Annotated in this window: 12 protein-coding genes; 6 read left to right on the forward strand and 6 right to left on the reverse strand. The window is 70.5% G+C overall.

The annotated features are described in order from the left end of the window. Positions 1-455 precede the first annotated feature (455 nt). Both ABD481_RS38515 and ABD481_RS38520 read right to left on the reverse strand, forming a co-directional pair. Positions 456-1,286 carry an NUDIX domain-containing protein gene (locus ABD481_RS38515; RefSeq protein ID WP_344670821.1) on the reverse strand — a complete coding sequence of 277 codons (831 nt, stop codon included), beginning with the start codon at positions 1,284-1,286 and terminating at the stop codon, positions 456-458. After that, the gene (locus tag ABD481_RS38520; RefSeq protein WP_344670822.1) at positions 1,222-2,235 is read right to left on the reverse strand and encodes a rhomboid family intramembrane serine protease; all 1,014 of its coding nucleotides are present in this window, start codon (positions 2,233-2,235) and stop codon (positions 1,222-1,224) included. Before ABD481_RS38520 ends, ABD481_RS38515 begins: the two co-directional genes overlap by 65 nt. A 170-nt stretch (positions 2,236-2,405) precedes the next feature. On the opposite strand from ABD481_RS38520, the gene ABD481_RS38525 reads away from it, so the two are divergent. After that, on the forward strand, positions 2,406-3,116 hold the full coding sequence (locus ABD481_RS38525; protein ID WP_344670823.1) for an acyltransferase: 711 nt from the start codon (positions 2,406-2,408) through the stop codon (positions 3,114-3,116). Here the strand turns inward: ABD481_RS38525 and ABD481_RS38530 are convergent. After that, positions 3,095-3,793 carry a GOLPH3/VPS74 family protein gene (locus ABD481_RS38530; protein ID WP_344670824.1) on the reverse strand — a complete coding sequence of 233 codons (699 nt, stop codon included), beginning with the start codon at positions 3,791-3,793 and terminating at the stop codon, positions 3,095-3,097. The genes ABD481_RS38525 and ABD481_RS38530 overlap by 22 nt on opposite strands. A gap of 83 nt (positions 3,794-3,876) precedes the next feature. Continuing rightward, entirely contained in the window at positions 3,877-4,956 is a 1,080-nt protein-coding gene (locus ABD481_RS38535; protein ID WP_344670825.1) for a substrate-binding domain-containing protein, read from the reverse strand. Between the two features lie 405 nt (positions 4,957-5,361). Here ABD481_RS38535 and ABD481_RS38540 point away from each other — a divergent pair, with 405 nt between their 5' ends. The 5 genes from ABD481_RS38540 (at position 5,362) to ABD481_RS38560 (ending at position 12,042) form a co-directional block, all read left to right on the forward strand. Next, a complete protein-coding gene (locus tag ABD481_RS38540; RefSeq protein WP_344670826.1) occupies positions 5,362-6,387 on the forward strand; it encodes a hydroxyacid dehydrogenase in 1,026 nt (341 codons plus the stop codon). 225 nt (positions 6,388-6,612) lie between these two features. Next, positions 6,613-7,959 carry an ABC transporter substrate-binding protein gene (locus ABD481_RS38545; protein WP_344670827.1) on the forward strand — a complete coding sequence of 449 codons (1,347 nt, stop codon included), beginning with the start codon at positions 6,613-6,615 and terminating at the stop codon, positions 7,957-7,959. Next, positions 7,956-8,888: a carbohydrate ABC transporter permease gene (locus tag ABD481_RS38550; protein WP_344670828.1), complete on the forward strand. Its 933-nt coding sequence runs from the start codon at positions 7,956-7,958 to the stop codon at positions 8,886-8,888. The genes ABD481_RS38545 and ABD481_RS38550 overlap by 4 nt, the downstream gene beginning before the upstream one ends. Before the next feature lie 24 nt (positions 8,889-8,912). Continuing rightward, a complete protein-coding gene (locus tag ABD481_RS38555) occupies positions 8,913-9,821 on the forward strand; it encodes a carbohydrate ABC transporter permease (protein WP_344670829.1) in 909 nt (302 codons plus the stop codon). A gap of 118 nt (positions 9,822-9,939) precedes the next feature. Next, positions 9,940-12,042, forward strand: coding sequence for a right-handed parallel beta-helix repeat-containing protein (locus tag ABD481_RS38560; protein WP_344670830.1), 2,103 nt, complete (start codon positions 9,940-9,942; stop codon positions 12,040-12,042). Positions 12,043-12,143: 101 nt separating this feature from the next. Here ABD481_RS38560 and ABD481_RS38565 read toward each other — a convergent pair whose 3' ends face one another. Beyond that, positions 12,144-13,535 carry an NAD(P)/FAD-dependent oxidoreductase gene (locus ABD481_RS38565; RefSeq protein ID WP_344670831.1) on the reverse strand — a complete coding sequence of 464 codons (1,392 nt, stop codon included), beginning with the start codon at positions 13,533-13,535 and terminating at the stop codon, positions 12,144-12,146. Between the two features lie 152 nt (positions 13,536-13,687). Beyond that, positions 13,688-14,230 (reverse strand): CGNR zinc finger domain-containing protein, encoded by a 543-nt coding sequence (locus ABD481_RS38570; protein WP_344670832.1) that lies wholly within the window; start codon positions 14,228-14,230, stop codon positions 13,688-13,690. Between the last annotated feature and the right edge of the window lie 69 nt (positions 14,231-14,299).

Here is a 14,299-nt window from a genome sequence, read left to right on the forward strand (position 1 = left end):
CTTTCCGTCGCATCGTCGCCTGAAGGAATCACACCGCCCAGGCGGTATCAAGGCGACCCTTTGGGTGCCGTGCCCTGGCTGATGCGAGCCTTGACACCGCCTGGGCGGCGCGATTGGCTACGCCCGCCGAAGCGACGGAAAGACCGGAACCGAAGACCTAACTTTGGCAAAAAGCGAGGCGACCAGTCGCGATGACCACCGGTTTTGCTGGCCGCCGCCGGTTGTGGAGGTGGCGAGGCGGTTGGTCGTGATGCTGGCCGATTCTGTTGGCCGCTGCCGGTTGAGGTGGTGGCGAGGCGGTTGGTCGTGATGCTGACCGGTCCTGCTGACCGCCGCCGGTTGAGGTGGTGGCGAGGCACCCGGTTGCGATGCCGATCAGTTCTGTTGGCCGCTGCCGGTTGCGATGGCCGATCGGTTCTGTTGGCCGCCGCCGCAGTGCTCGCGCGGTCGCTGCCTCAATCCCGCAGCTGCCCCTGCTCCAAGTCCCGGAAGCTCTCCGTGCCGTCGCGCACCGCCAGCAGTCGCACCAGCCGCTCGAAGGTGTGTGGTTCCAGTCGTTCCCTCGCGCCGTCCAGGTCGAAGAATCCGTGGTCGAAGATTTCTCCCGGTTGCAGGCTGATCTGGGCGGTTTGCTCGTCGGTCAGGGTGCCGCCGTCGAACACGTACTGCACCAGTGGGGGGCGGGCGTCGTTGCGGGGGCGCCAGTCGAGCATCAGGAGGGTGCCCGGGTTGATGTCGAGGCCGATCTCTTCGAGGGTTTCGCGGCGGGCGGCTTGGGCGGGGTATTCGTCTGCCTCTAGGCCGCCGCCGGGGAGGTTCCACAGGGTGGTGCTTCCGTGTGTTTGGTGGACCAGGAGGGTGCGGTTGGTTTTGTCGGTGAGGAGGAGGGAGGCGCTGGCCACTACCTTGGGGAGGGAGGCTGCCCAGGCTGCGTGGTCGGGGCCGGTGCCGAGGGGGGACAGGGGTGGGGCGCCGGCGGTCAGGGAGCGGGTGTAGAGCTTGCCGACGTGTTCGTTGAGGGTCTCTTCGGGGTTGTCGACCAGGGTGGCGAGGGCTACGGCGGCTGTCACCATGACGTCGCAGAGTTCTGCTGCGAGGTCGGTGGTGGTGTGGGTGATGCCTTTGCGGGGGTTCTGGCCGGTGAGGCCGATCAGGGCGGCGGCTGCTTCGCCTACTTCTTCGGTGAGTTTCAGGACGCGGAGGGGTAGGGCTTGGGCCGGGTCAGTGTGGTGGTCCAGCCAGGTCTTCTGTTGGGTGATCACCTGCCACAGCAGGGTGGAGTCCATGGGGCTGGCCCTTCGTCGCGCGGGGTTGGGCGTCGTCGGTGTGGCGGGTGGTGGTGTGGTAGGCCGTGGCGCCGATCAGGAGGGCCAGTATCGCGGCCAGGCCGGCGGTTTGGAGGGCGGCTTGGCGGGGGCGGGGGGCGTGGGCGATGACCAGGGCGGCGGCGACGCCGGTGAGGAGGCCGCCGAGGTGGCCCTGCCAGGAGGTGGCTTTGGCGGACAGGACCAGCCAGACGATGGCTATCACCAGTTGGCGTTGGGCGCCCAGGGGGTCGAAGTGGAGGCGGCGGCTCAGGACGAAGTAGGCGCCGATCAGGCCGAAGATGGCTCCGGAGGCGCCGACGGTGTGGAGGTAGGGCTCGGTCAGGTAGTAGCACATGACCGAGGAGCCCACGGCGGAGATCAGGTAGACGGCCAGGAAGCGGACGCGGCCGATGTGCTGTTCCAGGACGACGCCGAACATCCACAGGGACAGCATGTTGAACAGGATGTGGGTCGGGCCGAAGGGCGGGTCGGAGGGCAGCAGGTGGACGAAGCTCGAGGTGATCAGGCGGTACCACTCGCCGTTGGCCACGCCGATCGCGTGGAAGCCGGGCGGGGCGGCCATCGGTTGGTAGAGGGCGTCGTTCGGGCCGGTCAGGGCGTCGGAGAGCATCGCCAGGCGGTCGGAGACCGAGTGGTGGAGGAGCTCGGCGGCGTAGACGGCGAAGTTCAGGACGATCAGGCCGATGGTGGCCACCGGGGTGGTGGTGCCGGCGGCGGCGCCGAAGACCGTGCGGGCCTGGCGGACGTCCTTGTTGCCGGAGCGGACGCAGTCAGGGCACTGAAACCCCACGGCGGCGCTGCGCATGCAGTCCGGGCAGATGTAGCGGTCGCACCGGGTGCACCGGATGTGGCTCTCCCGGCGGTCGTGGCGGTAGCAGGTGGTGACCGGGGCGTCGGAGACGGTCATCGGCTGGGGTTTCCTTCACGCGGATGCAGCGGACGGCGCAATGGGACGGCACACCATATCGCGTGGTTCCGGGCCTGCCTACGCCGGTCGGCGCGGGTCCCGGGACGCGCCCCGGGCCGGGCCGCCGTATGCTGAGCCGACTCCACCGTGATCATGCGAAAGCGACGCCCGTGCGCCATTCCCGCTGGCTCGACCGCCTCACCGCCGCCGCCGTGCGCGGCGTGTGGGACTGGGCCCGTGTGCGCGGCCGGATCACGTCGAGCAACCCCGGCCGCTACCGGTTCGCCCACCTCGGGCCCGGCGCCGCGCTGTCCTTCCCGCTTGGCGCGCTCTACAACGAGCGGTACATGGCCATCGGGGAGGGCACCCTGGTCGGCGAGGGGGTGAGCCTGGCCGTGGGCTGGCCGGGGGAGGACTTCGGCGAGGACATCGTGATCCGGATCGGCCGGGGCTGCTCCATCGGCCGGGGCAGCCACATCGTGGCGCATCTGCGGATCGACATCGGCGACGACGTCTTCTTCGGCCCGTACGTCTACGTCACCGACCAGAACCACGGCTACACCGCGCTGGACACCCCGATCGGGCGCCAGGACGCCGAGGACAAGGCCGTCACCATCGGCGACGGGTGCTGGCTCGGCGTCGGGTCGGTGATCCTGCCCGGGACCACGCTGGGCCGCAACGTCGCGGTCGCGGCCGGCGCGGTGGTGCGCGGCTCGTTCCCGGACCACTGCCTGATCGGCGGGGTACCGGCCCGGATCCTGCGCCGCCACCACGTCGACGACGGCTGGCATGCGGGTGACGTCTGGCCCGCGGGGGAACCGGGGTGGCCCCGGGCGGGCGACCCGGGGGGCGCCGCCGGTCATGGGGTGTCGTCGCTGTAGGACGCGGCCTGGGCCATGTCCAGGTCCCGCGAGGACTCGAAGGCGAGCTTCAGCCCCTGCTCTCTGGGCAGTGCCCGGGCCAGGATCCGCGCGAACCGCTCGGAGTCGACGGCCGCGGTCAGCGCGGCGCGCTTCTTGCGGCCGCGCAGGCCCGGGTAGAGGACGTCGCCCAGGCCCAGGCAGGCGGCGATCGCGGCCAGGTCCCGGTCCGGCGGGTCGGCCTTGGCGCCGGTGCGGACCCGGTCGACGCGGGCCCGGGCGGCGGCCGCGGCCTCGGGGTCGAGCAGCTCGAACCGTCCGTAGCGGGCCGCCGGCTGCTTCGGCTTCTCCCAGTCGATCGTTCCGCGTTCTTTGAGAGCTTTGAGATAGAAGTGCATCGTCGGATCGAGCCACTGCTTGACGCACAGCGCCGGGTGCGGCCGCTCGCCCTCCTCGGTGACCCGCTCCACGCGCCGCCAGACGGCTTCGAGCACCGGGTTCCCGGTCGGCGGCTCGCCGTTCAGGACCGGGGTCACACCCCAGCGGCCGTCCAGCTGCCGCAGCGTGATGAGGCCCTGTCTCAGCAGCTCGGAGAGTACGGCCGCGTTCAGTCCGTACTGCAGGATCCGCGAATTGCGGATGACTCCCTTGTCCGCGTCCAGCGCGATCAGAATGAGCTGTTCCCCCTGTGTCAGCACGCTTTGACGATAGCCGCGGCCGCTGCCGTCGCGCATGCGGATAGTGAGCGTGCCGCCACGCATGACGCCTGCGCGCCAGCCGCCTACAGGGTGCGCGCCACCCCGGTGGATTCCCGCACGATCAGCCGCGGCGAGACGTCCACATGCCGGGCCGGGGCCGCGGGGTCGCGCACCAGGTCCAGCAGCGTGCGCACGGCGATCTCCCCGACCGCCTCCTTCGGCGGCGACACCGCGGTCAGCGCCGGCCGGGTCAGGGCCGAGAACTCGTCGTCGTAGGCGACGATCGACATCTCGCGCGGCACGGCGAACCGGTTGGCGAAGCCGTTCTGCAGCAGCGCCAGCGCGTCCTCGTCGGAGTGCACCAGCAGGGCCGTCGCCTCGGCCGCGCGCAGCCGGCCGGCCAGGTCGTCGATCTGCTCCGGGCCCCAGGTCGGCCAGCCGGGCAGATCGGTGCCGACCACTCGCGGGCAGTCGGTCAGCGCCAGCGCCTCGGCGGCCTGCTCGAACCCGCTCAGGACGCTGCGCGAGGTCGGCGTCTCGCCGCGGGCGAACACGGCGATCCGCCGGTGCCCGAGCTCGTGCAGGTGCCGGACCGCCAGGCCCGCCCCGGTCTCGTGGTCGGTGCGCACCCAGGAGGTCGCGGTGGCCGCCGGGCCGTGCGAGCGCCGCTCCACCAGGACCGCGGGCACCCCCAGCGCCCCGGCCCACTCCACCTCGTCGGTGGGGGCCAGCAACAGCGCCTGCGCGCCGGAGTCGACCAGCCCCATGGCCAGCGACAGGTCCTGGCCGGACTGGTAGTCCGACACCGCGACCAGCAGCCGGCCCTCGGGCTCCCGTTCGCGCAGCACCCGGCGGACGCCGTCGACCACGCGGTTGAAGTAGTAGGAGGACTTGGGGATCAGCGCGCCGATCACCGGCAGCTCGGTGTCCTCGCCGGGGTCGCGGCCGTGTCCGGTCCCGCGTCCGGCCGCCGGTTCGGTGCCGGGCGGGAGCACCGCGCCGCCGTGCACCTTCTCCAGCTGCCCGGAGCGGGCCAGCTGGTCCAGGTCGCGCCGCACCGTCACGTCGGAGACGCCGAGGATGCCGACCAGTTCGGCGACCTGCACGGACCCGCGTTCGCGCGCCAGCCGCAGGATCAACGCATGCCGTCGTGCGGCGAGCAACGATCCACCTCCTCGCGGGTCGCATCAGCCCCGTGCGCCCCGGCGGGGCGCGAGCGTGAGCGAAAGCTATCAGTCAGAACCGTTCACAGCATCGGGCCTCGGAGGGATCACGGCAAGCCGTGGTTTCGATTTTGTTTGATTCTCATCGATTCTCATCGAACCTATCGACTTCCGGTTACCTGGTTCTGACACTGGTCACCGTTGTTCGAAAGCTGAGCGATACCGATCGCCGACCGCTGTCGGCCGACCCTGGCCGAACTCTGACCAGGACCCGACTCTGACCGAGCGCTGACCAAGCTCTGACCAAGACCCGATCAGGACCTGACCAGGACCTGACCGAATCCGATCCACCCCGACCTGTCCGGCGCGTCCGGCCGGGTCCCGGCGAGAGGCCCCGTCCAGCCCATGTCCCGTCCCGTCGTCGCCGTGGCTCTACGGCCCGCGCTGCGTCCGCACCTGTTCGACGCGGCCGCCGAGGCGCGCCTGGCGGCGCTGTCCGTGCCGGCCGGCGGCGACCCGGCGCTGGTGGTCACCGACTTCGCCGCGCCGCCGGCGGCCGCGGCGCTGGCCGAGGCCGAGGTCCTGGTCACCGGCTGGGACTGTCCGCCGCTGGACGCCGCCGCGCTGGCCCGGATGCCCCGGCTGGCCGCCGTGCTGCACTCCGGCGGCAGCGTCAAGCACCACGTCACCGACGCGGTGTGGGAGCGCGGCCTGGCCGTCTCCTCGGCGGTGGCGGACAACGCCGTGCCGGTCGCGGAGTACACGCTGGCGATGGTCATCACCGCCGCCAAGCGCCTGCCGGAGATGGAGCGCGCCTACCGGGCGCGGCGCGACGGCCGGGACTGGCAGTACTGGTCGGAGGCGTTCGGCCCGGTCGGCAACCACCGCCGGGTGGTCGGCGTCGTCGGGCTGTCCCGGGTCGGCCGCCGGGTCGTGGAGCTGCTGCGGATCCTGGACGCCACCGTCCTGGTCCACGACCCCTACGTCCCCGAGACCGCGATCCGCCTGCTCGGGGCGGTGCCGACCGGGCTCGACGAACTGGTGGCGGCCGCCGACGTGGTCACCCTGCACGCGCCGAGCACCCCGGAGACCCGGTACCAGATGGACCGCCGGCGGCTGGCCCTGATGCGGGACGGCAGCACCCTGATCAACACCGCGCGCGGCGCCCTGGTGGACACCGCGGCCCTGGCCGACGAACTGCGGTCCGGACGCTTGTACGCGGTGGTCGACGTGACCGACCCGGACCCGCTGCCGGCCGGCTCGGAGCTGTTCGACCTGCCCCACCTCACCCTGACCCCGCACGTCGCCGGCTCGATCGGCGGCGAGCTGCGGCGGTTGGGCGGCTTCGTGCTCGACGAGCTCCAGCGCTGGTCCGACGGCGCGGAACTGCTGGGCCGGGTGCTTCCGGAGACCCTGCCGTCCATTGCGTGACAGCTACCTGACATACTCCGTCGCCGAGCGACTGTGACGCTTGATGACCGGATGGCGATCGGATCCGACCGGATCCGGTCGGACCGGATCGACCGCCTGCCAGACCGCCTGCCAGACCGCCTGCCCGACCGCTTGCCCGACCGCCCCGCCCGAGCCGGGTTCGCGCCCCCGCCGAGCCCCCCACTACAGTCACCCACCTTCTCCCCTTGAGAGAGCGAGTCCGATATGCAGACCAGCACGAACGCCTACCGCGCCGGCCTGATAGCCGCCGCGGTGGCCGTCGCCGCCGCCGGCCTGACCGCCTGCGGCAGCGCCGACAAGCCGGGCGGCTCGGCGTCGACCTCGGCGGCCGGCGCCGCGGCCCCGACCGGCATCGCGGACAAGGGCAGCAAGGAGTTCACCTACTGGTCGATGTGGCAGCAGAACGAGCCGCAGGCCAAGGTGATCAAGAAGGCCGCGGACGACTTCACCGCCGCCACCGGCATCAAGGTGAACATCCAGTGGCAGGGCCGCGACGTGATCACCAAGCTCACCCCGACCCTGAAGACCGGCGCCGCCGCCGACCTGGTCGACCAGTCGGTGAACGCGCTCGGCGCGCTGGTCGCCAAGGACGCCACCTCCGACCTGTCCGGCCTCTACGCCACCAAGGTCACCGGCGAGGACAAGACCATCGGCGAGGTCATCCCGGACAGCTACAAGTCGTTCCTGAACGACAAGAACGGCAAGCCGTTCATCGCGCCCTACGAGGTGTCCTCCGAGGGCCTGTGGTACGACGCCGCCAAGTTCCCCGACCTGGCCGCCAACCCGCCGAAGACCTGGGGCGACCTGATCAAGCTGTTCGACGACGCCAAGGCCAAGGGCATGGCACCGGTCGCGGTGCCCGGCGACGACAAGTACTGGGTGCTGCTGACCCTCCAGCGCACGCTGGGCACCGACGGCCTGAAGAAGCTGGCCAGTGACAAGACCGGGGCCGCGTGGGACGACCCGAAGGTGCTCGCCGCCGCGCAGAAGGTGCAGGACCTGCGGGACAAGGGCTACTTCATCAAGGGCTACGAGTCCTCCAAGAGCATCGACGAGGAGGGCAACTGGGCCAAGGGCCAGGCCGCCTTCTACCTGTCCGGCACCTGGGTGCCCTCGGAGGCGGCGCCGAACGCCACCCCCGGCTTCACATTCGACAGCATCCAGCTCCCGGCCCTGGACTCTGACAACACCGACACCGGCATCAACTTCTTCGGCTTCGCGGTCCCCAAGACCGCCTCGCACTCCGACGCCGCCGAGAAGTTCATCTCCTTCTTCATGAAGAAGGAGGAGCTGTCCGGCATCGCCACCCAGGCGGTCAACCTCACCCCGCGCACCGACATCGACCCGCCGGCCCAGCTGGCCTCCATCAGCAAGGCGCTGACCGGCACCGTCTACGCCGACCAGGGGCACCTGTCCGTGGACTACGCGGACTGGACCAACAAGATGCTGAACCCGGAGATGATCCGCCTGGTCACCGGCCAGGACTCGGCGGCCAAGTTCGTCGCCAACGGCAAGCAGGGCACGGTCGACTACTGGAAGTCCGCGTCGTGACGAGCACCACGCTCGGCGCGCGGCAGCGCCGGGTCCAGGGCTCGCCCCTGGCCCGGCGCCGCCGGCGCGTCTTCGGGCCGTTCGTGGCCCCGGCGCTGATCCTGTACACGGTGCTGTTCATGGTGCCGACCGGGTACTCGTTCTACGCCAGCTTCACCACCTGGGACGGCTTCTCGGACCCGCGCTGGAAGGGCACGTTCAACTACCAGCACCTGACCCGCGACCCGGCCTTCAAGGACGCCTTCTTCAACACCCTGAAGCTGCTGTTCGGCTGCGGGATCTTCCTGTTCGTGCTGAGTTTCGGCTTCATGCTGCTGCTGCGCGAGATGAAGGGCCGCCGGTTCGTCCAGGGCTTCATCTTCCTGCCGCACATCGTCTCCGGCGTGGCGCTGGCCGCGTTCTGGGGCTTCCTGCTCAGCCACGACGGCATGGCCAACAAGGCCCTGCACTCGGTGGGCGCGGGCCCGGTGGACTGGCTGAAGCCGGAGTGGCAGTTCAAGGCGATCCTGGCCGCCATCGTGTGGATCAACGTGGGCTACTACGTGACCATCCTGATGGCCGGGGTGGACCGCATCCCGCCGTACTACTACGAAGAGGCCAAGCTCGCCGGCACCAACGCCTGGCAGCGGTTCCGGCACATCACGCTGCCGATGTCCTGGGACGTGATCGGCACCGCGGCGGTGCTGTGGACGATCGGCACGGTGAAGATCTTCGAGTTCATCCTCGCCTTCTCCGGGTCCCAGGGGAACCTGCCGACCACCAACCAGTGGACCTCGGCCCTCTACGTCTACGGCGAGACCATCGGCGGCACCAGCCCGATCTACGACTTCGGCCGGGCCTGCGCCGGCGCCGTGGTGACCCTGGTCGCGGTGGTGCTGGTGGTCGTGGTGCTGCGTCGCGCGACCAGCCGCGACCGGCTTGAGCTCTAGCAGAAGGAAGCGACGGAGGACTCCATGAGCACTGCCACCCGCGGCGCCCGCGCCGCGACCGAGCGGGATCCGCGGACGCCGGCGGCCCCCGGGACCGGCCGCCGCCGGATCCCCTGGGCCCGGCTGCCGGGCACCGCCCTGATCTGGCTGTTCGTCGCCTTCTGCGGGTTCGCGTTCCTGTTCATGCTGCTGAGCTCGCTGAAGTCGAGCTTCAACGTGCTGAACCACCCGTTCCGGCTGCCCACCGAGCTGAAGTTCTCGAACTGGTCGCGGGCCTGGCACGACGGCGGCTTCGGCCCGGCGTTCGTGAACTCGGCGACGGTGGTCGCGGTGGCCGCGGCCGGGACCGTGCTGATCGCCTCGCCGGCGGCGTACGTGCTGGGCCGCAACCAGGGCCGCGTATCCGGGGGCCTGAGCCTGTACTTCGTGCTCGGCCTGGGCATCCCGATGCAGATCATCGTGCTGCCGCTGTACTCGATCATGGCCAAGCTGCACCTGATCGACAATCTGGCCGGGCTGATCGTGCTCTACATCGTGGTGAACCTGCCGTTCACCGTGTATCTGCTGATGTCGTTCTTCGCCACCCTGCCGGGGGAGCTGGAGGAGGCCGCGGCGCTGGACGGCGTCGGGCCGGGGATGACGTTCTGGCGGATCATGCTCCCGCTGGCCAAGGGCGGGCTGGTGACGTCGCTGATCCTGGTCGCCATCGCCTGCTGGAACGAGACGTTCCTGGCGCTGATGTTCCTGCAGACCAACGACAACTTCACGCTGCCGCTGGCCCTGGTCAACTTCCTGACGCAGCAGCAGTTCACCGGCCAGGACTTCGGCGTGATGTTCGCCGGGGTCTCCATCGCTGTCCTCCCCATGCTGGCGCTGTACGCGTGGCTGGGGCGGCGGATCACCGAGGGCCTCACCCTCGGCGCGGGGAAGTAGCTTCTCTTCCCTTTTCAGGCACCACCCTTCCGGCACCACCCTTCCGGCACCACCCTTCCGGCACCACCTTTCCCGCACCACCTTTCACGCACCACCATCCCACTGGAGGTTCGTACCTGTGAGAGCGCATCTGCGTTCTTCCTTCTCGGCGCTGGGGGCCCTGGCCCTCGGCACCGTCGGCCTGATGGCCGTCTCCGTCCCGGCCGCCCACGCGGCCGGGACTGTTTATTACGTGGACTGCTCCGCGGCGAGCGACGGCTCCGGGACGTCGGGCTCGCCGTGGAACAGCCTCGCCGATCCGAGCGGCCACACCTTCGCCGCCGGGGACACGCTGTCCTTCAAGGCCGGGACGACGTGCACCGGCGTCCTGGCGCCGAAGGGCTCGGGGGCGTCGGGCTCGCCGATCACCGTCAACGCCTACGGCTCCGGTGCCAAGCCGGTGCTGGAGGGCGCCGGCGCCGGCGAGTACACGGTGCACCTGATCGACCAGAGCTACTGGACCATCAGCGGCCTGAAGGTGCAGAACGCCTCCTCGACGCGGGCCCAGCGCGAAGGGATCCTGGTCGAGGCGTCCGGCGCGGCGAACCAGGCCGGCATCACCATCAGCGGCAACGAGGTCGCGAACGTGGCCGGCTGGGGCGACAAGACCGGGACCAACGCCGGGTGGTTCTCCAACTCGGCGGGCATCGCGGTGCGGGTCGGGACGTCGTCGGGCGTCTTCAACGGCGTGTCGATCACCGGCAACACCGTCCACGACGTCGGCGGCGGCGGCATCAAGATCGAGGGCGAGGCCTCGGCGATGCTCACCGGCGTCTACATCGGCCACAACACGATCACCAAGGCCGGCGGCGACGGGATCGTGGTCCACGACAGCGACACGCCGCTGGTGGAGTACAACACCGCGAGCGATCTGGGCCTGGGCGCCTACCCGTTCGTGGCCGGCAACTTCGCCGGGATGTGGCCGTACCACAGCAAGAACCCGACGTTCCAGCACAACACCGTCGGCGCGCAGCGGGGCGTGGTCAACGACGCCACCGCGTGGGACTGCGACATCAACAACACCGGGACCTGCACGTACCAGTACAACTACTCGTACGGCAACGCCGGCGGCTTCTACCTCGACTGCCTGTCCGGCTGCGGCGGCGCGGCGACGACCACGAACGTGGTGCTGCGCTACAACATCTCGCGCGACGACTGCCGGTTCACGAACTCCAGCACCGGCACCGGAACGCACTACATCTACAACAACACCTTCTACTGCCCGGGCAAGCCGGTGACGGACACCCTCGGCGGCAACGTGGTGTGGCAGAACAACATCTTCGTGGCGCCGACGGCCTCCTGGGCCAGTGACTCCTCGGCGACGTTCGACGGCAACACCTACTACGGCGGCATCACGGCGCCCTCCACCGGCGACGCGCACGCCCACACCGGCGACCCGCTGCTGACCAACGACGCCGCCGGCACCCTGGCCATCAAGCTCCGCACCGGCTCCCCGGACCTCGGCACCGGCGTGGTGGTGGCCACCAACGGCGGCAAGGACTACTTCGGCAACACGGTGTCGGCCACCGCAGCCCCCAACCGCGGCGCCTACAACGGTGCCGGCGACAACACGGCCCTGCCCTTCGCCGCGTCCCTGACCGACACCGCGGTGACCGCCGACGCCAACGCCTGGGCCGGCAGCCTGAACTCGGCCACCCAGAGCGGCAAGAGCTTCTCCGCCACCGCGCTGGCCACCGCCGGCCTGGTCCAGGGCGCCGATGTCACGGCGGCCGGCGTCGACTTCGGCCCGTGGCACCCGCAGGCGTTCGACACGACGGACAGCGTCATCGCCTCCGGCCAGACCATCGCGGTCACGGGCACCGGCCCTGGCACCGGCACCGGCACCAAGGTCGGCTTCCTGGGCTTCAGCACCACGCACGGCGTGAACGAGAGCGGCACACTCACCTTCACCGACGGCACCACCCAGGCGTTCACCCTGACCCTGTCCGACTGGACCGACACCACCCCGGCCACCGGCGACACGCTGGTGGCGAAGGCGACGTACGCGAACCAGCACACGTCGACCTACAACGGGAGCACCACGACTACAAGCGGCTCGTTCTCACTGTGGGCGTACAGCGTGGCCCTGCCCAGCGGGAAGACGCTGGCGTCGGTGACGCTGCCGAACCTGCCGGCGTCGAGCTCGACGTCGCAGCACCTGTTCGGGATCGCGGTGGGGTGAGTCCGCGGCGCGAGTGGAGCGCGGTAGGGCAATAGCGCAGTAGGGCGGCAGCCGCCGGGGCTTGAGGGCTGGGCTTCGGCGGCTGTCGGACAACTGAGCAACTACGCCGCCGGCGCCCGCACCGCCTCCCCGGCGCCGTCCCCGCTCGCTCCGCCCCGCGTGCGTTCCAGGATCTCCTCCCGGGTCAGATACACGTCCGTGTACTCGAAGTCCTTCAGCGACGCGGCGCGCTCGGCCTGGAAGCCGGTGCGGACGAAGTCGTCGCCGACCAGGGAGTTCAGCATCCAGCCGGCGGCGGTGCGGAAGCGGGCGCTGAAGGTGCGCAGGGCGCCGAGGTGGTAGCCGCGGGCCACGATCTGGGCCGGGAGGCCGGACAGGGGGATGCCCAGGGGTTTGGACACGGCTTTCACGCCGCCGAGGTCGACGACCAGGCCCAGGTCCTTGTGGTGGTAGTCCTTCAGGGGGAAGCCGCGGACCGCGGACATGACGTTCTCCGCCGCCGTCCAGCCCTGGCGCATCGCGTGCTGGGCGGTCGGGGGGCAGATGGCGTCGCCGCCCTTTGCGATGTCGGGGACGGCGGCCGCGTCGCCGAAGGCGAAGACGCCCGGCAGGCCGGGGACGGTGAGGTCGGCGTTGACCACCAGGCGGCCGCGGTTGGTGGGCGCGCCCATGGTGGCGATCAGCGGGCTCGGGGCCACGCCGGCGGTCCAGATCAGGGTGCGGCAGGGCAGCTTGCGGCCGTCGGTGAGGGTGACGGTGTCCTCGGTGCACTCGGCGACCGAGACGCCCAGGGAGATGTGCAGGCCGCGCTTGGTGAGGATCTTCAGCGCCTTCTGGCCGAGCTTGTCGCCGAGTTCGGGCATCAGCCGCGGGGCGATGTCGACCAGGTGCCACTTGATCAGGCTGCCGTCCAGGTTCGGGTAGCGCTTGACCGCCTCGGTGGTGAGCCGTTGCAGGTACGCCGCGGTCTCGGTGCCCGCGTAGCCGCCGCCGACCACCACGAACTGCAGCCGGGACTCGCGCTCCTCGTCGGTCTCGGCCACCGCCGCCAGGTCCAGCTGGGCGATCACGTGGTCGCGGATCCAGGCCGCCTCGGCCAGGGTCTTCACGCCCACCGCGAACCGGTCGACGCCGGGGATGTTGAACTGCCGCGTCACGCTGCCCGGCGTCAGGAGCAGGTAGTCGTAGTGCTCGACGATCTCCTCGCCGTCGATCTTGCTGATCACCACCGAGCGGGTCTCGGTGTCGATCCCGATCGCGCCGCCGGGGATGATCACCGTGCGCTTCAGCATCCGCCGCAGCGAGACCGCGACCGCCTGCGGCGTCAGCACACCGGAGGCGACGTGCGGCAGCAGCGGCAGGTAGAGCTGGTGGTTGACCGGGGTCACCAGGCGGATCTCGGCGTCGTCGATCGAGAGTTTCTTCTCCAGCTTGTGCGCGCACTCGGTGCCCGCGAAACCGCTACCGACGACGAGTATCTTGGGGCGGCTCATGGCGGTGGTCTCATCTCCCGTGGCGGTGCCGACCGGACGTCACGTCCAGCCTGGTGCGGAAATCGGCGCGGCGCATTTCGATGGGGATGATTTGTGCCGAACAGGTGAGAAGATCCGTTTGCGGCTCCGGTACGCCTCTGGGGGCCCGAGTCCTATTGTTCCTTGCGGCGCTGGTAGTGCCGCGCCGCCCGAGCCCGGTTGCCGCACGCCGCGCTGCAGAACTCCTGCCGATGGTGCGTCCGCACGAAGAACTGCACGCAGCCCGGTGCCTGGCACGCGCACAGCGCCGCGGGCCGCTCCTCGGACAGGAGTTCGATCGCCGAGCGGGCCACGTCGGCCAGCAGCCGGTCCGCCTCCGGCGCCGTCGCGCGCGCCACGACCGCTCCGTCGGCGCTCAGCTCAAGCCATTGCGGCGCCGCCGCGGACGCCGCGTTCACCGTTGCCAGCGCGGACGTCGGGTAGGCCGCCTGTTCCGCGGCGGCGGCGATCAGGTCCCGGATCGCGTCGCGCAGCGGGCCGAAGCGGGGCTCGGGGGTGATGCCCCGCTCGGAGAGCCAGCTGTCGAGGTGGTCGCTGGTCCGGCCGCGCGAGGCGCTCAGGGTGTTGGCGTAGTCGACGGCCAGGGGAACGTGGGCTGCGGTCGGGGCGGCGGAGCCGGTGGCGGACGCGGTCGGGGGAGGTGGCGTGGGCGACATAGATCTAATGGTAACTCGGGGTTGCATCCATTAGACAGCTTCGGGCATGATTCTAACGGATTGATTGCT

Origin of the sequence: Catenulispora yoronensis, assembly GCF_039531695.1 — a bacterium.
In the GTDB taxonomy this organism is placed as follows: domain Bacteria; phylum Actinomycetota; class Actinomycetes; order Streptomycetales; family Catenulisporaceae; genus Catenulispora; species Catenulispora yoronensis.

Excerpts from the sequence above, each read along its gene's own strand:
- ABD481_RS38515 (WP_344670821.1), bottom strand. The coding sequence starts at position 1,286 with ATGGACTCCACCCTGCTGTGGCAGGTGATCACCCAACAGAAGACCTGG.
- ABD481_RS38555 (WP_344670829.1), top strand. The coding sequence starts at position 8,913 with ATGAGCACTGCCACCCGCGGCGCCCGCGCCGCGACCGAGCGGGATCCG.
- ABD481_RS38545 (WP_344670827.1), top strand. The coding sequence starts at position 6,613 with ATGCAGACCAGCACGAACGCCTACCGCGCCGGCCTGATAGCCGCCGCG.
- ABD481_RS38565 (WP_344670831.1), bottom strand. The coding sequence starts at position 13,535 with ATGAGCCGCCCCAAGATACTCGTCGTCGGTAGCGGTTTCGCGGGCACC.
- ABD481_RS38540 (WP_344670826.1), top strand. The coding sequence starts at position 5,362 with ATGTCCCGTCCCGTCGTCGCCGTGGCTCTACGGCCCGCGCTGCGTCCG.
- ABD481_RS38520 (WP_344670822.1), bottom strand. The coding sequence starts at position 2,235 with ATGACCGTCTCCGACGCCCCGGTCACCACCTGCTACCGCCACGACCGC.
- ABD481_RS38570 (WP_344670832.1), bottom strand. The coding sequence starts at position 14,230 with ATGTCGCCCACGCCACCTCCCCCGACCGCGTCCGCCACCGGCTCCGCC.